Consider the following 18,618-nt stretch of genomic DNA (forward strand, 5'->3'; position numbering starts at 1 on the left):
CCTTTTAGACAAACAGCTGATACGGCTGTTCAAGCATTTGTTTAAAATCTGTTAAAAATGCAGCCGCCGGAGCTCCGTCTATAATACGGTGATCAAAGGACAGGCTTACTGCCATCATCCGGCGCACTGCGATTTCCCCGTCTATGACCACCGGCTTTTCCTGCATGCGCCCAACACCGAGAATAGCCGCTTCCGGCTGATTAATAATCGGGGTGAAGTGATCCACCGCATACATTCCCAAATTACTAATCGTAAACGTGCTTCCCGAAAGCTCTTTGCCGGGGAGGGTACCGTTGCGGGCCGCGGCCGCTGTCTGTTTGGTTTCAGCAACTAATTCTGCGAGTCCCTTTGTTTCTGTATTGCGGATTACCGGCACCAGCAACCCCCGGTCCGTGGCTACAGCGAGCCCCATATGCACAGACGACTGCTTTGTAATCCGGTTGTCTGTCATGGAGGCATGAACGGCCGGATGCTTTTGAAGCGCCCGGCTGCCTACAAGCATCAACAGCTCTGTCACCGACAGCCGCTCGCCGGTCTGCTTTTCAATTACTGGAAGCAGCTGGGTGCGCAGTTCCATGGCAGCTTCCATGTCAATTTCGGTGTGAAGCGTCACGTGCGGAACCTCGCCCGCGCTCTGCTGCATACGCTCTGCAACCACTTTCCGTACGCCCTGGAGCGGCTCGGAGCGAAGCTCCTCTTCTGCGGACTGCGAAGTGACATCGGCCCGTCTGATTTTGCCGTAGCTTCCGCTTCCTTTCACGGCAGACAGGTCTACGCTATTTGCCTGTGCTTCTTTTTTCGCAAGCGGCGTACTGCGCACGTGCTGCTTGTCTGCAGCCGCGTGAACATCCGCAGCGTGAATACGCCCTTTCGCTCCGCTCCCCTGCACCAGCGACAGCTCTACGCCGCTCTCCCGTGAGAGCCTCCGTGCTGCCGGTGTGGCACGCACGCCTTCCACTTTTTCAGTTCCCGCTGTCTGCTCCGCCGCTGTTTGGGCCGGCGTTTCCCGAATGCTTTCCGGCTCTGATTTATCTTCGGTTCCCGGTCTTTCCTCCGGCACCTGCTCGCCCTCTTCGCCAATATAGCCGACAATGCCGTTTACCGGCACCTCTTCATCTTCGTCGTAGTACCGTTTCAGCAGGACGCCTTCTTCATAGGCTTCTACTTCAATATTTATTTTATCGGTCATTACCTCAAGCAGCGGCTCTCCGACCTCCACCGGGTCTCCTTCCTGCTTAAACCACTGCAGAAGCGTTCCGGTTTCCATTGTGCTGCTTAATTTGGGCATAAATACTTCCTTCGCCATGAATGCTGCCCTCCTTTACCGGCGGTGGACGCTGTCGCGCGCCGCCTGCATAATATCATCCATCTGCGGAACCATTGCTTTTTCGAGTGCCGGATTATATGGCACAGGAATCGGCAGCGCCCCGAGCCGGCGAACAGGGGCATCCAGATAATCAAAGGCTTCGCTTTCTGCGATCATGCTGGCGATTTCACCGCCGTATCCGCCTCTTTTGACGGCTTCATGCACGACGATCACCCTTCCGGTTTTTTTGACGGAATCCACGATCGTCTTCTCATCGAGCGGTACGAGCGTCCGCGGGTCAATCACTTCCACGTCAATTCCTTCCTCTGCCAGCTTCTCTGCTGCCTCGAGTGCTTTATGCACCATCACAGCGGTCGCAACGATCGTCACGTCTGTGCCTTCACGCTTTACGTCCGCCTCTCCAAGAGGAATCGTATACGCCTCCTCCGGTACGTGCTCCTGTGTTTTGTACAATAATTTGTGTTCGTAAAAGATTACAGGATTCGGATCAGCAATAGCGGCCTTTAACAGCCCTTTTGCGTCTGAAGCTGTCGAGGGCTGCACTACCTTTAAGCCGGGAACGTGGGCTACCCAGGCTTCCAGACTCTGTGAATGCTGGGCTGCAGCTCCGGTTCCGGAGCCTGAAGGCGTCCGCAGCACCATTGGCACATTGCCTTTGCCGCCGTACATATACCGGAGCTTCGCTGCCTGGTTGACCAGCTGATCCATCGCAATTGTAATAAAATCCGAAAACTGCAGCTCGACGACCGGCTTCATACCCGTGAGCGCCGAGCCGATTGCAGCACCAGTGATTGCCGCTTCGGAAATCGGAGTGTTACGTACACGTTCCGGGCCGAACTCTTCAATCATTCCGCGGGTGACGCCAAAGGCACCGCCGTAGACCCCGATATCCTCCCCGAGAATAAAAACATCCTGGTCCTCCCGCATTTCCTGCGACAGCGCTTCGCGGACGGCTTCAGCAAAGGTAATGCTCCGTGTCGTTTCCTTGTTATTTGAAGAATTTACTGCGCTCGACTGCATCGTCAGGCACTCCTTTCTGTATTAAGCGTATACATCCTCAAGCAGCGTGTCCGCAGAAGGTTCGGGGCTCTGTTCCGCAAATTCCACTGATCGTTCGATACGTGCCTTAGTGTCTTTTTTCACCGTATCTGCTTCTTCTTCGGTAATGATGCCCCGCTCAATCAAGGCATCCTGGAAAAAGCGTATCGGGTCTTTGTCCTTCCATTCTTTTTCTTCTTCTCTTGTCCGGTATTTTTTAGCATCGCTTTTGGAGTGGCCCTTCCACCGGTAGGTTTTCGCCTCGATAAGGACCGGGCCGCTCCCGTTTCTTGTATACTCCACAGCTTCTTTCATGACCGTCATTACCTCGGGAAGATTATTTCCGTCAACGACATGCCCTGGGATGCCGTAGCCGGACGCACGGTCGGCAATATTTTCGATTTTCACCATATCCTTTACCGGGCCTGACATGCCGTACTGATTGTTTTCGCAGACAAAGATGACCGGAAGATCCCAAATAGCGGCCAGGTTCACTGCTTCGTGAAAGCTGCCTTCATTTGCCGCCCCGTCTCCGAAGAAACAGACGGTAATATAGCCTTCCTGGCGCATCTTTGATGTGAGTGCTGCTCCTACAGCTAAAGGAATCCCGCCTCCGACGATACCATTTGCGCCCAGGTTGCCTTTTTCAACATCCGCAATATGCATGGAGCCGCCTTTGCCCTTACAGTAGCCGGTTTCCCGGCCAAACAGCTCTGCCATCATCCGGTCCGGGTCTGCCCCCTTAGCGATGCAGTGCCCATGGCCCCGGTGAGTACTCGTAATCTTGTCTTTATCTTCAAGCATCGCACATACACCCACGGCCGAAGCCTCCTGTCCCACGCATAGATGGGTCGTGCCGTGTATCATGCCTTTAGCGAAAAATTCATCTACTTTTTCATCGAACCAGCGGACGGTCCACATCTGCTCGAGCCAGTCGACCAGCTTTTCTTTTGGCTCTTCCCACATCCAGTCTGCCTGCGTCACAATAACGCCTCCTTTACATTTGTTCTATATTATAACCTTTGTAAACATAATAGCCTCATTTCATTCGTTCGTCAACTAAACATTTGTAAATTATCGTTGATTTTAAGATATTGTTTCCGCTTTCATAAATTCAGCTGGTTTTTGCAATTGTATTTTCTGTAAACATTTGTTTACTGCAAATAAAAAAAGAGACGCCGCTACGCCTCTTTTCCCTGCCGTTCTATAATTTCTGCCTGGTGGCTGACGACGAGCTCCACCACCTGTCTCACATGTTCATCATCAAGGGAATAGTATACGGTTCTTCCTTCCTTCCGGAACTTCGTCAGCCCCAGCTTATGCATGTAACGGAGGTGATGGGACGCCGTTGCAATGGAGGAGTCAATCACTTCGGCAATACTATGTACACTCAATTCCGGTGTCAGGGCCAGCGCCTGGGCGATCTGCATCCGCTTGCCGTCAGCGAGCCCCTTCAGCATGTCTGTCATGATATCAAGCGACCGCTCCTGAATCTGCTGCTGAATCCATTCCACGTTTGCCTGTACTTCTTTGTCTTCATTTGGCATTTCTATTCACCTGCCTGATCGTAATCATTCTTATTTCAATTGTACGCTTTCTTTATCTGCTTTCAACCGATCTGCTTTATTTTTTCATATACCGGCTGCACTTTGCCTATAGTTTGGAATCTTTGTCCCTTTCTATAATACAACGCATTGTGCAAGGTTTATCCATACATAGCGCGCCGGCAGCATTCCCCGTCTTTATATATGCTGAGTCTACCATGGAATAAATAAGAACCGCGCGGCTTCACAGGAGAGACCATTGACTGATACGATACCTGCTTCATTTGAAGAAGCATATGAAAAATACACTCCGCTCGTCAAACGTATGATTACACGCCTCCGCATTTATCAGCAGCAGGAGGAATATATGCAGGCCGGATATGTAGGGTTATGGAAGGCATACTCTACCTTTTCTCCCGAAAAAGGTGCTTTTCCGGGATACGCTTTTATGCTTGTGCGCGGGGAGATGCTGATGATGCTCCGCAAAGAAGTCCGGTTTTCCGAGCGGCATCAGCTGTTTGATGACCACCGGCCCTTTGAGCAGTCGTCGGAAATGGAGGACCGCTTTGAGCTTGAAGCTTATTTCCCCCTTCTTTCAGAACGGGAACGAACCTGGCTCACCGAATTCGCCGTCCATTCCCTTCCCATACGTGATATTGCCGAAAAACACGGGGTAGCGGCTTCTACAGTCAAATCATGGCGGAAATCCGCGTTGCGCAAGCTCCGTGCATACGCTGAAGAAGAGCAGCCGGATTAATAGCCTTATTCTTCACCGGCTCGAGTTTTTTCGCTGTCCAGCTTTCTCCACCACCGGCGACAGGTGGAGAAAGCTTTTCTAACCAGAAGGTGGACAGCGCTTGTAGCCGGTTTGCAAGTGGATAGAACTTTTCTTTGTATGATACAATTTAAATGCTGTTACCAGTAGAGAAATAAATGGAACGATAAATACATAGGAGTGATGTTATTGTGGCTGAGTCATTGACCATTGAACGTACAAAATCTCCGAAAACGAAGCCGGATTTCTCTCAGCTCGCTTTCGGGAAAAACTTTACCGATCACATGTTTGTTGTGGATTATGTTGAGGGAGAGGGCTGGATTGACCCAAGAATTGTGCCGTACCAGCCGCTTACCATGGACCCTTCCAGTCTTGTTTTTCATTACGGCCAGGCTGTATTTGAAGGGATGAAGGCCTATTACTCGGGCGGCAATATTATGCTTTTCCGCCCGGAAAAAAACTTCGAACGCCTGAACCAGTCCAACCGCCGGATGAGTATTCCGGAGGTCGACGAGCAGTTATTGATAGATTCTTTAAAGGAGCTCGTTTCACTTGAGCGTGACTGGATTCCCCGCGGCGAGGGACAGTCATTGTACATCCGCCCATTTGTGATTGCGACGGAAGCAAGTCTCAGCGTGAAGCCATCCTCCTCCTACAAGCTTCTGATTATTTTAACTCCTGTCGGCTCCTACTACGGCAGCGGCGGAGATGCCATGAAGCCGGTCAGCATTTATGTGGAAAACGAATTCGTCCGCAGTGTCCGCGGCGGCGTCGGCTTCACTAAAACGGCCGGTAACTATGCGGCCAGCCTGAAGGCCCAGGAGCAGGCCGGAAGCGCCGGCTACGACCAGGTGCTGTGGCTCGACGGCGTAGAGCAGCGCTATATTGAAGAGGTCGGCAGCATGAATATTTTCTTTAAAATCAGCGGGAAGGTTGTAACGCCTGCGCTGAATGGAAGCATTCTTGAAGGAATTACCCGTGACTCCGTCATCGAACTCCTGCATTACTGGGATATTCCTGTGGAAGAGCGCCGCATCGACATGGAAGAAATACGTACTGCGTATGAAGCAGGCACTCTGGAGGAAATTTTCGGCACAGGCACAGCGGCGGTCATTTCTCCAGTAGGCAAGCTGCGCTGGGACGCCCAGACCTACAAAATCAATAATGAAGAAACTGGACCTCTTGCCAAACAGCTGTACGATACAATCACCGGTATTCAAACCGGGGATCAGGAAGACGTCCTACACTGGACCCGCACCGTATAATAGTAATAAACAACGGCTCTCCATCACGGAGGGCCGTTTTATTCTGAATGAAATTCTTCCGTTTTTCTTATTGTATGCTAAAATATACCTACACATCATTTACAAGTGATACCGCACGGAAAGAGGAGGAGGGGACGATTGAAACAATTAGCGCTTTCTTTACGCGATGGCCGTATGCTTAGTATTGCTATGTTCGGTGATCCGGACGGAACACCTGTCCTTTATGTACACGGAGTCGGAAGCTCCCGGCTTGAAGCCGCAATCGGAGAAGAAGCTGCTGCTTCCAACTCTCTTCGTATTATTTCTGTTGACCGCCCGGGCTACGGTCTTTCCACTCCCGATCCTCATGGTACCTTTCTGCAGTTTTCCAAGGACATCGATGAAGTAATGAATCATTTTGAAATTCAGCGCTGCTCCTTAATCGGGGTCGGCTGCGGAGGCCCTTACGCAGCGACCAGCACCAGTCTTTTGAAGGGACGAATCAGCGAGCTCCATTTGGTCGGTTCGCTCGGCCCCACAGAGGACCCTGAATTGTTTCGCCTGCTCGATACCTCCTTAAAAGCACCGCTGCAGACGATTCAGGAAGCGCCGGAGCTACTGCGCAGCCGGTGGGAACAGACGAATATGGAGGATAAGATCTTCCAGACGGAGTCCGAGCAGCTTTCCAAAGAAGAACAGCAATATGTGACTCCGTTTATTCTGGATAAATGGAGATTTGCGGTCCAGGAATCCGCCCATTCTGCGGAAGGCTTCCTCCGGGACCTCCAGACGCTGATGACGCCATGGGCCTACCATTTGGAAAACATCGATACGCCGGCTTATATCTGGGCGGGAGAGGAAGACGAAATTATCCCCCTCCGGCATGCAGTCTATCTTGCCAACCATATCGAGCGTTCCGCCCTTGAAACATTTCCCGGCATGGGCCATATCGCGACAGAGGTGCTCGGCATCAATACAGCTCTTCAGCAGATCAGTAAAAACCGCGCCCTGTCATAAAACGAAGCCGCCCCGGTAAAAGGACGGCTTCGTTTATGGTTTAGCGGATCGCTTTTAAAATAAAGCTTAGAATTACGACGAAAATAATCGCACCGATTAACGCCGGGAAAATCGCAATACTGCCGATGACCGGTCCCCAGGAACCAAAGATGGCCCCGCCGATCCAGGCACCAATAATACCTGCAATAATGTTACCCAAAATGCCGCCCGGGATGTCCTTGCCCAGTATTAAACCGGCAAGCCAGCCAATCAGGCCGCCGACGATAAGAAATAGTATAAATCCCATTACATTGACTCTCCTTTCGTTATCTCGTTCAATCCCCCTTTTTCCCGTAATTTTTGATTGTTAAGCATTAAAAAACACAGATTGCAGGAACAAAACTGTGTTTAAACGGAATCAATATAATCTTTAATCGTTTTCAGCATCTGATCATTTCCGGTCTGAAACGGTGTCGGCTGAAACAATACCAGTTCATCCATTGCCTGCTTAAGCGTTTTTTCTCCTGTCATCGAGATAACATGGCCTTTGCTTGTAAAAGATTCAGTTAACTGAAGCTGATGGTCATCGTTATGCTCCCCGTGCTTTTTCAGTCTTGGTACGACGATGGTTTTTTTATGGTACTTCAGTGCTGTAGTGACCGAGCCGGTGCCTGCATGACTGATAACAAGTTCTGCCTCCCGAAATAGTTTTTCCATCTCTTCTGAAGGAATAAAACGGCGAATCGTCATATGTTCACTTTCGAATTTTGTATTGCCATTCTGTACAACGACGTTGTCCTGAATATACCCTTCCTTTATTAATGCTTCCACTTCGTGCAGAAGCCGATGAAAAGGAAGCTCGTGGGTTCCGAGCACTACTAGTATCAATAGATACTCCCTCCATTTACTGCTTTCGGATAGAATTTTTTCATCGATTCCCACTGAACGATAAACAAATCCGCGATAGGGTACACTAACCGCCCCGCCAGGTTGGGCGAATGTGATTTAGCAAAGCTTTCAATATAGATGACTTTTTTACGAAAGAGCTTTGCAATATAACACATCGGCACCGCTGTATGAACACCTGTGGTAACTACTACATCAGGACGCAGCTTTAAAAATAAAAACAGCGATTTAACGATATTGTAGGAAAACTTAAACAAGTACCGGAACGGATAGTTTCTGGCTCCGTATACTAAAAAGGACATCGGGTACTTTTCTTTCATATCTACTGTTATATCTGTTTTTTCTGTGATCACATGATAATCGTATTCTGAAAACAGTGGTTCGAGCTGCAGTAACTGGGTTAAATGACCGCCGACAGACGAAATAAATATTACTTTTTTCATTTTATAGAATCCTTTTTATTAATATTTGTTTCTGCTGCGAAACGATAGATTATTTTGCTCCGGCTCAGAATATTTTACGGTCAACGCCATCGCCACTGCCAGATAGATGGCAGCTGCCGGGTAATACAGGATGTGGCCTGCAATAATAGAAGCACTTATGCCAAGCCCCATGCTGATCAGCCCAAAGAAAAAATAAATATTCAGGGCCGCCATTTTATATTTAAGGAGGTTTCGGATAATCAAATACGCTGTTAAAAATATCGGAAACGTCAAAATCAACAGGCCAATAAATCCATAATCGAAAAACCAGTCGAACAAATCCATTTCAATAGGGGCCGCTGCTTCTTCATTAGGGTAATTCTGATACACACCCATTCCCACGATTTTTTGAACAACCGGAGCTTCATTTAATTGATGGAAGGCCTCCGCTAAATGCTCTTCCCGTCCGCTCAGGATAGCAGAATGGTAAGGAATACTGTTAATAGTATTTAAAATTTCCTCGTTTGGCTCCTCTTCCTTTGGCTCTTCCGCATCTTCGCCTGTGCTTTCTTCGCTTTTGCTTTCTTCACTTTTGCTTTCTTTATTGTCCGTATCCTCTGACTGCTCTTCGGCAGAAGCACTTTCCTCTTCCTCTTCGGCAGGTTCCGGTTCTTCATTCATGCTTTCGGTAACGGCAAGACCAAGGTTATTGCCTATCGGCATGGCCGGAGTGGCTACGGCAGTTAGAATGAAAACGACAGCCAAAAGCACGAAATTAAGATATCTTCGCTGAAACAGCATTATTATTGCATATATGACTCCAAGCACAAGGCCTGCAATAAGGCCGACAAAAGCAACCTTGGTGCCTAGCGTCATCATCGCCCATACGATGAGTAGCGCACCTGCCATGACTGCTATCTTTTTCCATAGTTTTTCTGTTTTCATTAACACGAGCACCACAAAGGGGAAGCCCATGGCGGTAATAGCGCTTATCTCATTGCCGGAGAAAAACCAGCCTGTGTGTCCCTCTTTTGCTAAAAAGCCATACGCTCTTCGGCCTGTCCCGGTAATATCAGCGAGGAACACCACAACTCCTATCAGGAGCATATTTATTCCTAAAATGTACGGAATGATTTTTTTATGTAAACCTTCATTTATTTGCTGGTAAATGAACGTTAAATAGGTAAAAACGATGATTGGGAAATAAATAGACTTTACAATATTTGTCATTTCGATTGAAAGAAAATACGGATCTTTCACGAAATAATTGACGCCGAAATTAATCGCAAAGTACACGAATAATACAGGAATATAAATGAATAAAAGCTTTCTTAACCATCCTGTAGAAAAAAAGTATAAATAGATCAGACCTGCGCCAATAAATAAAGCACGGAACTGGGAAGCGAACGGCGTGTCAAAAAATATTAATAAATCCAAAACCGGCTGTACCAGTAAATAAGTTAAAAGAACAATTCTGGCAATATTCTCAAACCTAAGGCTTGTAGCTCTTTCCATCAAGTCGCATCCTCCTAAAAAGGACAAATAATATTAGTGCAGCTGCACGTATTCTCACGACGAGAATACTATCATATATTATACCATTCCACTAGAGGGAAAAGTATCTAAACCGCCCCAATCATTACTCATTTTGTTTTCAGCTGATGCAAAGCTTGCTGATATAGAGCTTCACTTGTTTAGTTAAAAACTCTGCAAGGAAAAGCTTTGCGTAGAGATATGCTGCTTAGCTTCCCTTAAAGTTTTTGCTCATGTACTGCTTCCACTCTTTATTCAGTTTTTTAGTTTTTCCTTTTTGCACTACCTGTTTAAATAACTGCACCTGGGGTGTGTGCACAAAAGCATTTCTCCACACCTGTATTTTTTTGGCTGGAGTTAATTTTTGCTTTTGTTCGTTAAAATACTGGAAAAAGGTTTTATATCTTCTGTTTCTTGTATAAATTTTACTCACTTCCACGATATGTGTCTGTTCAATTTTTTTTGCTTCATGCTCTGGACGTTGAGGCAAAAAATAATCTTTTTTATATTCAAACAGCTGTTCAAGACCTTTTACTTTCGGCTCGAAGCTGTCAGATATTCGGTTCATCGAGTGAACCCGGTACAGTATTAATACATCCTCGACTGCATAGACTTTATAACCGTTTGCGAGTATACGTAAATACAAATCTGTCTCCTGCGCACTCACCACGCCCGGCCTAAATCCGTCCACTTCCGTAAGGCATTTTCTTTTTATAAGCGGAAAGGAAGCTCCTCCTATAAAGTTTTCCGTCAATATTTTAGCGAATGCCTCTTCGTTACTATATAAGTAGTTGTTTCCCCTGTTCATGTAACGTTCAATCTGCAGGTCCTGATAAACAACCAGACTGCTGCAGGTTACGATGCCGACAGTACTGTCGCGTTTAAATGCGTCATGCTGTTTTTCGAGCTTCGTATCTGCCCACACATCATCATCATCCAAAAAAGCAACGTAGGCGCCGCTGCTTGCTTCGAGTCCTTTGTTTCTGGCAATGTTTCCTCCCTGCGGAGTGCTGTGTGTAATCACCTTCAGCCTGGGTTCATCAATACTTTTTAAATAGGCAGCAGTATCGTCTTCAGATGCTTCATCTATCACGATAATTTCAATGTTTGTATATGTTTGGGTTCTCGCGCTTTCAACGGCCTGCTGCAAAAGTGTCCGCCTGTTTCTTGTTGGAATAATCACGCTGATTAACTCTGGGAAACTCATTGTACACTTCCTACTTTCTAAAGAGGTTTATTGATTACCACGAAATATTCGGATAAACTGGTCTTTAATATTATCAATTACGTATTTTTTAGACATTTTATACGCCTCATCCTTCATGCATTCGTACTCATCGTCATCTGCATATATTACTTTTCCAAGATAATAAGCAAACTGTTTTTTATCACCCGGAGACACTAAATAGCCATTTTCACCGTGACGGATATAGCCCTTCAGACCTCCAATACTGCTTCCCACCACTGGCCGTTTTGAAGCCAGTGCTTCGAGTCCTACCAGTCCCAGGCTTTCTCCCTTTCTTTCAGTCGGAAAGCAGAACACTTTAAAGCAATTCATAAGCTCGGCAACTTCTTCCTGCTTTAAAGCTCCGTAATGAATAATAGCCTCTCCGATTCCAAGCTCGTTTACTTTTTCCCAAAACTGATCTACTTCCCCGCCCCCACCTACAACAATCCCTTTAACAGACAGATTGTCTTTACGGAGCAGAGCTATTGACTCCAAAAAAGTGTCCCAGCCCTTACCGTAGTCTAGTCGGCTTATAAATCCAATATATGTATATTTTTCGGCCAAACCATATTTTTGCTTTAACGCCGGGATGTTATCTCTTTCATAAAAGACTTCCGGATTTACACCACCAGACGGAAAAACGTACAGCTTTTCTTTGGGAATTTTATGTTTTTGTATCACTAAATCGCGGAAGTATTCAGATGGGCAGATGATTTTATCTGCACGCTTCAACGAAAGCACTGTTATTTTATTCATAATTTTCTGCTTCATGTTTTCCGGTACAACGTCGCTTCCATGAATGTTCACGTAAACATTCAGCTTTTTTACATATCCCGCGACCAGCACAGGTATAGAAGACAAAGACGGGTAGTGTACATAAACAGCATCATATTTGTTTGCCAGCGCTTTTATCAGTGTTTTGACGTAGAATAATCCATAATTCAAATACCTTGAGACAGGCCTCTGGTGTTTTGTTAATACAGCGTTTTCCACTTTTATTCCATTTTCTTCGAGCATCTTTTCTGAATTTCTTACAAATGTTCCATACGAAGGGTATTTATCGCTTGGATACATATTAGAAACAAGCAATATTTTCATGGTTATGCCACCTTCACTGTAGTTTACACATCTAAATAAAATAGACCCGGTCCAAAAGCTGAAAGATAGCTGGCGGCGGATCTATTTATACATAAACTTTAGTTCTTGATTTATTCTTTCATGGAGCCGGACAACCGTTTGATAAAGTTTAAAAACGGCCGATACTGCTGACTCACAAGTCCGACACTTTCCACCAGGATTTCGATCAAAATCAGCACCACCAGCAGCAGAATGAGCGATACCCAAAGCGTAGAAAGGGTGAACGCTACAGCAGAAATACTGCATATAGCACTTATGCAGTAAATAATGAGCACTGTTTCCCGGTGGGAATACCCAAGCCGCAGAAGACAGTGGTGCAGGTGAGATTTGTCGGGGGCGGATAAAGACTGTTTATGCACAATTCTCCGGATGATCGCAAAAAATGTATCTGATATTGGAACGGCCAGTATGAGCGCCGGCACGATCAAAGAAAACACGGTCACGTTTTTGAAGCCCATCAGTGCAATAACTGCGATCATAAATCCTAAAAACAGTGCACCGGCATCTCCCATGAAGATTTTAGCCGGATGAAAATTATACACTAAAAATCCAAGCGTTCCCCCAAGAAGGGCGATGCTTAAGGCTACAATAAAGATATCATTCTGCAGAATGGCAAGCACCGAAATAGTTGTTAAAACGATAGCAGAAACTCCGGCTGACAAACCATCAAGACCGTCGATTAAGTTTATCGCATTGGTTACCCCGACGATCCATAGCAGTGTGATGGGGATACTGAAAATGCCCAGCTCAAGCTCTCCACCAAACGGAAGATTAATAAAGGTTACCTGCACACCACCAATAATGACGATTACAGCTGCAACAATCTGGGCCAAAAACTTTACTTTAGCCGTTAATTCATAAATATCATCCAAAACGCCAGTAGCTATTACAATAGTTCCAGCGACAAGGATATAAAAATATGTTTCGTTTTCTGGGCGTAAAATCAGCACGCCTGCTAAAAAAGCAATATAAATAGCGAGGCCGCCCATTCTGGCCATCTGACCAGTATGAACTTTTCGGGCGTTCGGCTGGTCGGTAGCACCAATTTTAAACGCCAGCTTTTTCACTAAAGGCGTTATTAGCAAGGCCACTACAAAACTAGTTATTAACGCAATAGCAGTAACCATTGTGGTCCCCCTGTTGAAGAACGTTTTATATGAATATTTCACTCACGTTCAAATACGGATAATGACACCTTTTTTCCATAGTTATACATTCCTAGACTCATCATACTCTAAAAATCCCTATACGTTTAGACGTTTCTTCACATAAAAGGTTTCTCTGAGCCAAGAATGTATAATACAGTACTTAGACTTTAAAAAGGCAGTTTCACGTCATTTTATCATTTCTGTTTTAGAAAAAACAGAAAAACCCGAAAATGCTTAAAAACCAATAAATAGTACCTTCTTTGTACATTTTCTACCTGTGCCTTTACTAGTCAAAATGCCGGGAGGTATCTGCGTTTTTTGGCGAACTCCATTTTTCCGTCATAAGCTCAGGTAGGTTAGACTCATTTCATGACAAATATCTCAAGGAAAGCATATTTTTCCACCTTCCGTGCTAAAATATATGCTACTTACATATTGTGTTAACGTTAAAACGTTTTAAAAATCACCGCTTTTTAGAAGGAATTTGAAGGTTGGGAGTGAATATTTAATGAATGATTTGCGGACACCTGAGAAAAGATTCCGGCCGGAAATTGAAGGGGTGCGGGCTGTAGCTGCATTTTTAGTAGCTGTGTATCATATTTGGCTCGGTTCAGTTTCAGGCGGGGTGGATGTATTCTTCGTCGTTTCCGGCTATTTAATTACTACATCGCTGCTGTCGAGATTAGAACGGGAAGGAACCATTAACTTGCCTGAATACCTGCTTGGCCTCGGCCGCCGGCTGCTGCCTCTTGCTGTAATCGTTATTTTGTTTACGATGGCCGGCTCCATTGTCTTTCTTCCTCAGTCACAGTGGGAACAGATTGTTTCAGAAATGCTTGCTTCAGCACTGTATTTTCAAAACTGGGAGCTCGCCACCAGCGCGGTCGACTATCTGGCTCAAAACAACGAAGCCAGTCCGTTTCAGCATTTTTGGGCTCTTTCCATTCAGGGACAGTTTTATGTGTTATGGCCTCTCCTTATACTATTAACCTATTTTCTTGCAAAAAAAACATTTAATACTCCTGTACGTAAAACTTTGTGCGGGGTACTTGCTGCTGTGTTCATTCTCTCACTCAGCTATTCTATTTACATTACCGCTGCCAATCAGCCCTGGGCTTACTTTGACGCATTTGCCCGGGTATGGGAATTCAGCCTCGGAGGTCTTGCAGCGCTGCTCCTTCCCTATTTAACAATGAACAAATCCGTCGGCTTTGTTCTTGGCTGGCTCGGGCTTGCAGTTATTTCTCTTACAGGTCTTCTCCTCCCTGTTTCTACTGTTTTTCCCGGCGCTGCTGCTTTACTGCCGACCACAGGGGCTCTCCTAATTATCACGGCAGCTGAAAACAGCAGCCGCTTCGGAGTGGACAAGCTGTTGGGCTCCAGGCCGTTTCTGTATTTCGGCAGCATTTCCTACGGGTTTTATTTATGGCACTGGCCGATTCTTATTTTCTATTTTGCCTATTTCGATAATACGACGGTATCGATCAAGGGCGGCATTGCCATTATAGTTCTTGCCTTCGCCGCTGCGGCACTCTCTGTCAAAATAATTGAAACGCCGCTGCGCAAAATAAATATTAAGCAATCAAAGGGAAAAGCAGTAATTGCCCTGGTCTTGTTTCTGCTTCCTGCCCTTACAGCTGCCGGTATCTGGGACAATTACGTGGATAAAAATCAGTCAGGCATCGGGGAGGACTATACAGTAACTGACTATCCCGGGGCCCGCGCAATATCAGAGGATATTGAACCAAATCCCGATATCGATCCTCTCGAAAATGTGGCACAGGCCGAAAGTGAGATGCCGGCTTTTTATGCCGACAGCGAATGCTACTCCAATCTTGAAGAGACGGAAATCAGCATGTGTTCTTACGGGGACACGACCGACCCCGAATATACCATTGCCCTGGTGGGCGGTTCTCATTCCGGCCACTGGTTTCCGGCCCTTGAAAAAATGTCTGAGGAGCTGAGCCTGCAGATCGACGTGTTTAATAAAGACGGCTGCCGATTTTCTACCGATGATTTTGACGGTACCCTGTCTGACTCATGTATGCAGTGGAATGAAGATTCCATTGAACCTCTGAAGAAAAACGATCCTGATTTACTTTTCACCACCGCCAATGTAAATGCTGGGGGCACCATACCGGAAGGCTACCTTGAAATCTGGGAAGAATTCGAAGGCCATACGGAAATATTCGCGATACGGGATAATCCGAGAATGCAGGAGGAGATCCCTTCCTGCCTGGAAGAAAGTGACGATCCAGCCGATTGTGCTGTACCAAGAGATGAAGTATTATCTGAAAACCCTCCGTGGGAAAACACAGAAGAGGAAAACATTCCAGACAATGTAACCTTTGCTGATATGTCTCCTTACTTTTGTGATGACGACACGTGTGACCCTGTGATCGGCAACGTCATTACCTTCCGGGACAACCACCATATTTCCACCTTCTATTCCCGTACGATGGGGCCAGCTCTTAAAGAACACATTGAAGATGCGCTAGAGGAAAATGACGAATAGCAGCAGATAACAAAAAAGGACTGCAGCCCGCTCTGGCTGCAGTCCTTTTTGTTATTGAATTGCAAACATCAGGTCCGCTTCTGCAACGACTTTGCCGTCCACGGAGGCTGTGCCTTTTCCTTTAACAATGGATCGTCTCTGTTTGGTGACTTCCATTTCGAGACGCAGCTGGTCTCCCGGCTTCACCTGTCCTTTAAACCGGCATTCATCAATGCCTGCAAACAAGGCGAGCTTTCCCTTCATGTCTTCCTGCTGCATCAGTGCGACGCCGCCGGCCTGGGCGATCGCTTCAATGATAAGTACTCCCGGCATCACCGGATAGTCGGGGAAATGACCATTGAAAAATTCTTCATTGGCGCTGACGTTTTTAATACCTACCGCCCGCTCCCCGGGTTCTACTTCAATAATTTTATCGACAAGCAGAAATGGGTAACGGTGGGGAATAATCTCTTTGATTTGTTCTATTGAAAGCATCATTTTTCCTCACTTTTTATGCTAATTTCCTCGAATTAACCGATAAATCTCCAGCCAGGTCGACGGGTTTAAAGCCTGAAAAGGATTGCCTCCACCGACCGCATAGCCGATCATCAGGCCAATAATCGAACAGATAAAAGCCAGAATTAAAATAATAATAAGCCACTGCCACCAGAGCAGGTGCTGAAGACGTGCACGCACCTTCTGCGCCCCTCTTTTCAGCTGTGCCTTCCTATCCGGTTTAGAAGTCCTTGTATGGTTGTCCTGATTGCTCATATGTACTATCTATGCTCCCTTAACCGCAAAGACTTATCGAATACTGTTAATTAATCCAAGCATCTGGTCCCCCTGCGTCAGCGCACGGGAATTAAACGAGTATTGTCTTTGGGCATTCATCATATTTACTAATTCATTCGATAAATCCACATTAGACTGCTCGACCATTCCCTGCTTTACGCTGGACGGGTCAGCTTCTATAACCATATCATCTTCCGCTGCTCCGAGTCCATCTAAATCCTCAAAACGATACCGATTGCCTCCAATAGATGTCAGCGCCTGCGGACGCTCCACCTGCACCACGCCAAATGCCCCGAGGTTCACGGTATCACCGGCTGCCGTTACAGCTGTAAGTTCCCCGTTTTCCTGCATCGAAAACTCCGAAGCTCCGGCAGGAATATCAAATCTTCCTCCGGCTTCGTTTAATACAAATCCGCCGTTCTGGTCAACGAGCGTATAGCTGCCGGGCACTGCCGGGTTCTCTGACAAATACAGCTGTCCGTCCTTTGTATATTCAACCGCACCGTCTTCTGCCTCTACCTGGAAAAAAGCATCCGTATCTTCAAGAGCAAAATCGAGTTCCCGTTCGCTCTCCTTCAGCGATCCCTGCTCCATGCGAAGTGCTGTCTGGCCGATCGCTGCTCCGCCGCCTGTACGTATTCCTGGCGGAGTAAGGCGCCCGGTGCCGTTTTCCGGCATCGGCATATTGTCCTCCTGCTGGTACATCATTTCGCTGAACGTCGCCTGTCTGGATTTAAATCCGGCTGTTTCCGCGTTGGAGAGGTTATTGCTGATGGTGTCCATCTGCTGCTGGGCCGATCCCATGGACTGAAATGGTATGCGTAATCCCGAATACATGCTGCGTTCCTCCTGAATTATGTATTTTAGTTTGTTTTAACCGAGGCGTCCAACTTCATTCACAGCCTTTTCCATGCTGCGGTCATACGTCTGCATCACCTTCTGGTTGGATTCAAACATCCGGTACGCTTCCATCAGCTCCGTCATCGCCTGGGTGGAATCAGTGTTGGACTGTTCGAGAAATCCCTGCTTCATCTGATAGCGGACGTCTTCGTTGTCATCTGCAGCGCCAAGCTCCTCCTCTGCTTCAAAAACTCCCGCTTCGGTTTTAACTAAATCATTGGTATCTGGTGCATACGCCACCCCCAGTTGCCCGGCTTCTTCGCCATTTTCAAGCAGAACCGTACCGTTTTCAGTGATTTGAAAATTCTCATTTCCGGTTTCCACAGGAGCGCCTTCGTTATTTAGTATGTACTGTCCGTCCGCTGTCGTTAAAAATCCTTCTGCATCCACTGTCCAGTTGCCGTTGCGGGTGTAGGCCGTTCCGTCTTCCCCCTGGACTGTGAACAGCACCGCCCCGTTTTCATCCGGAACCTCTGCCTCAAGCAGGGCAACATCGGACGAGGTATTCGTTTCCTGCAGCTCTCCCGGGGTAAACGAAGGGGCCTGGTCCTGCATGTAAACGCCTGTCCCAAGTGAACCGATCGTATGCGGCCCTCTTCCAGCATTCTCCGCGTGCAGAAGCTGCTCCGGAAACGTCCGGATCGCACTTTGATCAGATTTGTAGCCGGGCGTATTGGCGTTGGCAATATTATTGTTCAGCATATCCGTTTTTCTCTGCTGGGCTGTCATTCCCGATGCAGCATTATAAAAACCCCTCAGCATAATTGTATTCCCCGTTTCCGTAAATGTAGGGCGGAGGTAAACCCAGCAGGCATGCCTCCACCTTTAAATTGTCCACATTTATAATTAGTTCTATTTTACCACACAAGCCTGCTGCAAGGAATATAAGCCAGCATTTAGTGAAGTATATACTATTTTGACAGATACTATATACCTACTCTTAGAATCATAAAAAGGGGCTGTCCCAAAATAGGACAGCCCCCTTTTCTGTGCGCAAATAAAGAAAGAAATCATCCTTCGATGATATGGTGAAGTCACGACACTTTCCATACGACAAGGATGATTTCTTATGTTTACCGATGATAACACACAGAGCTTCCCGATTCCAATGAGTTTGGAACCCATGATCCCCGA

General features: G+C 46.7%; 19 protein-coding genes. 4 read left to right on the plus strand and 15 right to left on the minus strand.

All coding sequences use genetic code 11. The features are described from left to right. Positions 1-4: 4 nt before the first annotated feature. From G548_RS0107270 to G548_RS0107285, 4 genes are all read right to left on the minus strand, one after another. A complete protein-coding gene (locus G548_RS0107270; RefSeq protein WP_022793499.1) occupies positions 5-1,306 on the minus strand; it encodes a dihydrolipoamide acetyltransferase family protein in 1,302 nt (433 codons plus the stop codon). A 15-nt stretch (positions 1,307-1,321) separates the two neighbouring features. Continuing rightward, positions 1,322-2,347, minus strand: a complete 1,026-nt coding sequence (locus G548_RS0107275; protein WP_022793500.1) for an alpha-ketoacid dehydrogenase subunit beta — start codon at positions 2,345-2,347, stop codon at positions 1,322-1,324. Positions 2,348-2,368: 21 nt separating this feature from the next. Beyond that, on the minus strand, positions 2,369-3,331 hold the full coding sequence (locus G548_RS0107280; RefSeq protein WP_027847262.1) for a thiamine pyrophosphate-dependent dehydrogenase E1 component subunit alpha: 963 nt from the start codon (positions 3,329-3,331) through the stop codon (positions 2,369-2,371). 215 nt (positions 3,332-3,546) lie between these two features. After that, on the minus strand, positions 3,547-3,912 hold the full coding sequence (locus G548_RS0107285) for an ArsR/SmtB family transcription factor (RefSeq protein WP_022793502.1): 366 nt from the start codon (positions 3,910-3,912) through the stop codon (positions 3,547-3,549). A 256-nt stretch (positions 3,913-4,168) separates the two neighbouring features. Between G548_RS0107285 and G548_RS0107290 the strand changes: the two genes are divergently transcribed. From G548_RS0107290 to G548_RS0107300, 3 genes are all read left to right on the plus strand, one after another. Then, positions 4,169-4,666 (plus strand): sigma-70 family RNA polymerase sigma factor, encoded by a 498-nt coding sequence (locus G548_RS0107290; RefSeq protein ID WP_022793503.1) that lies wholly within the window; start codon positions 4,169-4,171, stop codon positions 4,664-4,666. 206 nt (positions 4,667-4,872) lie between these two features. Next, entirely contained in the window at positions 4,873-5,949 is a 1,077-nt protein-coding gene (locus G548_RS0107295) for a branched-chain amino acid aminotransferase (RefSeq protein ID WP_156847916.1), read from the plus strand. A 138-nt stretch (positions 5,950-6,087) separates the two neighbouring features. Next, positions 6,088-6,945 carry an alpha/beta fold hydrolase gene (locus G548_RS0107300; protein ID WP_022793505.1) on the plus strand — a complete coding sequence of 286 codons (858 nt, stop codon included), beginning with the start codon at positions 6,088-6,090 and terminating at the stop codon, positions 6,943-6,945. A gap of 40 nt (positions 6,946-6,985) precedes the next feature. Here G548_RS0107300 and G548_RS0107305 read toward each other — a convergent pair whose 3' ends face one another. The 7 genes from G548_RS0107305 to G548_RS0107335 form a co-directional block, all read right to left on the minus strand. Continuing rightward, the gene (locus G548_RS0107305; protein ID WP_022793506.1) at positions 6,986-7,231 is read right to left on the minus strand and encodes a GlsB/YeaQ/YmgE family stress response membrane protein; all 246 of its coding nucleotides are present in this window, start codon (positions 7,229-7,231) and stop codon (positions 6,986-6,988) included. Positions 7,232-7,332: 101 nt separating this feature from the next. After that, positions 7,333-7,812: a PssE/Cps14G family polysaccharide biosynthesis glycosyltransferase gene (gene pssE, locus G548_RS0107310; protein ID WP_022793507.1), complete on the minus strand. Its 480-nt coding sequence runs from the start codon at positions 7,810-7,812 to the stop codon at positions 7,333-7,335. Continuing rightward, positions 7,809-8,273 (minus strand): PssD/Cps14F family polysaccharide biosynthesis glycosyltransferase, encoded by a 465-nt coding sequence (pssD, locus tag G548_RS0107315; protein ID WP_022793508.1) that lies wholly within the window; start codon positions 8,271-8,273, stop codon positions 7,809-7,811. Before pssD ends, pssE begins: the two co-directional genes overlap by 4 nt. Positions 8,274-8,291: 18 nt before the next feature. Then, on the minus strand, positions 8,292-9,767 hold the full coding sequence (locus tag G548_RS0107320; protein WP_022793509.1) for an O-antigen ligase family protein: 1,476 nt from the start codon (positions 9,765-9,767) through the stop codon (positions 8,292-8,294). Between the two features lie 226 nt (positions 9,768-9,993). Continuing rightward, on the minus strand, positions 9,994-10,992 hold the full coding sequence (locus G548_RS18740; RefSeq protein WP_022793510.1) for a glycosyltransferase family 2 protein: 999 nt from the start codon (positions 10,990-10,992) through the stop codon (positions 9,994-9,996). 27 nt (positions 10,993-11,019) lie between these two features. Continuing rightward, entirely contained in the window at positions 11,020-12,111 is a 1,092-nt protein-coding gene (locus G548_RS0107330) for a glycosyltransferase family 4 protein (protein ID WP_022793511.1), read from the minus strand. 110 nt (positions 12,112-12,221) lie between these two features. Beyond that, on the minus strand, positions 12,222-13,277 hold the full coding sequence (locus tag G548_RS0107335) for a glycosyltransferase family 4 protein (RefSeq protein WP_022793512.1): 1,056 nt from the start codon (positions 13,275-13,277) through the stop codon (positions 12,222-12,224). 529 nt (positions 13,278-13,806) lie between these two features. Here G548_RS0107335 and G548_RS0107340 point away from each other — a divergent pair. After that, positions 13,807-15,813: an acyltransferase family protein gene (locus G548_RS0107340; RefSeq protein WP_022793513.1), complete on the plus strand. Its 2,007-nt coding sequence runs from the start codon at positions 13,807-13,809 to the stop codon at positions 15,811-15,813. Between the two features lie 51 nt (positions 15,814-15,864). On the opposite strand, the gene fabZ is transcribed toward G548_RS0107340, so the two are convergent. The 4 genes from fabZ to G548_RS0107360 all read right to left on the minus strand — a co-directional run bounded on the left by fabZ (position 15,865) and on the right by G548_RS0107360 (position 18,246). Beyond that, the gene (gene fabZ, locus G548_RS0107345) at positions 15,865-16,287 is read right to left on the minus strand and encodes a 3-hydroxyacyl-ACP dehydratase FabZ (RefSeq protein WP_027847263.1); all 423 of its coding nucleotides are present in this window, start codon (positions 16,285-16,287) and stop codon (positions 15,865-15,867) included. 21 nt (positions 16,288-16,308) lie between these two features. Then, entirely contained in the window at positions 16,309-16,488 is a 180-nt protein-coding gene (locus G548_RS17615) for a DNA-directed RNA polymerase subunit beta (RefSeq protein ID WP_169435232.1), read from the minus strand. Positions 16,489-16,596: 108 nt separating this feature from the next. Further along, complete coding sequence (locus tag G548_RS0107355) at positions 16,597-17,421, minus strand: flagellar hook-basal body protein (protein ID WP_022793516.1); 825 nt, start codon at positions 17,419-17,421, stop codon at positions 16,597-16,599. A 36-nt stretch (positions 17,422-17,457) separates the two neighbouring features. Beyond that, on the minus strand, positions 17,458-18,246 hold the full coding sequence (locus G548_RS0107360) for a flagellar hook-basal body protein (protein WP_022793517.1): 789 nt from the start codon (positions 18,244-18,246) through the stop codon (positions 17,458-17,460). Positions 18,247-18,618 lie beyond the last annotated feature (372 nt).

Source organism: Marinococcus halotolerans DSM 16375 (assembly GCF_000420725.1).
In the GTDB taxonomy this organism is placed as follows: Bacteria; Bacillota; Bacilli; order Bacillales; family Marinococcaceae; genus Marinococcus; species Marinococcus halotolerans.

What these genes read in the sequence shown, in the direction of transcription:
- G548_RS0107270 (WP_022793499.1), bottom strand. Translation starts at nt 1,306, where the DNA reads ATGGCGAAGGAAGTATTTATGCCCAAATTAAGCAGCACAATGGAAACC.
- G548_RS0107275 (WP_022793500.1), bottom strand. Translation starts at nt 2,347, where the DNA reads ATGCAGTCGAGCGCAGTAAATTCTTCAAATAACAAGGAAACGACACGG.
- G548_RS0107280 (WP_027847262.1), bottom strand. Translation starts at nt 3,331, where the DNA reads ATGTGGGAAGAGCCAAAAGAAAAGCTGGTCGACTGGCTCGAGCAGATG.
- G548_RS0107285 (WP_022793502.1), bottom strand. Translation starts at nt 3,912, where the DNA reads ATGCCAAATGAAGACAAAGAAGTACAGGCAAACGTGGAATGGATTCAG.
- G548_RS0107305 (WP_022793506.1), bottom strand. Translation starts at nt 7,231, where the DNA reads ATGGGATTTATACTATTTCTTATCGTCGGCGGCCTGATTGGCTGGCTT.
- pssD (WP_022793508.1), bottom strand. Translation starts at nt 8,273, where the DNA reads ATGAAAAAAGTAATATTTATTTCGTCTGTCGGCGGTCATTTAACCCAG.
- G548_RS0107320 (WP_022793509.1), bottom strand. Translation starts at nt 9,767, where the DNA reads ATGGAAAGAGCTACAAGCCTTAGGTTTGAGAATATTGCCAGAATTGTT.
- G548_RS18740 (WP_022793510.1), bottom strand. Translation starts at nt 10,992, where the DNA reads ATGAGTTTCCCAGAGTTAATCAGCGTGATTATTCCAACAAGAAACAGG.
- G548_RS0107330 (WP_022793511.1), bottom strand. Translation starts at nt 12,111, where the DNA reads ATGAAAATATTGCTTGTTTCTAATATGTATCCAAGCGATAAATACCCT.
- G548_RS0107335 (WP_022793512.1), bottom strand. Translation starts at nt 13,277, where the DNA reads ATGGTTACTGCTATTGCGTTAATAACTAGTTTTGTAGTGGCCTTGCTA.
- G548_RS0107340 (WP_022793513.1), top strand. Translation starts at nt 13,807, where the DNA reads ATGAATGATTTGCGGACACCTGAGAAAAGATTCCGGCCGGAAATTGAA.
- fabZ (WP_027847263.1), bottom strand. Translation starts at nt 16,287, where the DNA reads ATGCTTTCAATAGAACAAATCAAAGAGATTATTCCCCACCGTTACCCA.
- G548_RS0107355 (WP_022793516.1), bottom strand. Translation starts at nt 17,421, where the DNA reads ATGTATTCGGGATTACGCATACCATTTCAGTCCATGGGATCGGCCCAG.
- G548_RS0107360 (WP_022793517.1), bottom strand. Translation starts at nt 18,246, where the DNA reads ATGCTGAGGGGTTTTTATAATGCTGCATCGGGAATGACAGCCCAGCAG.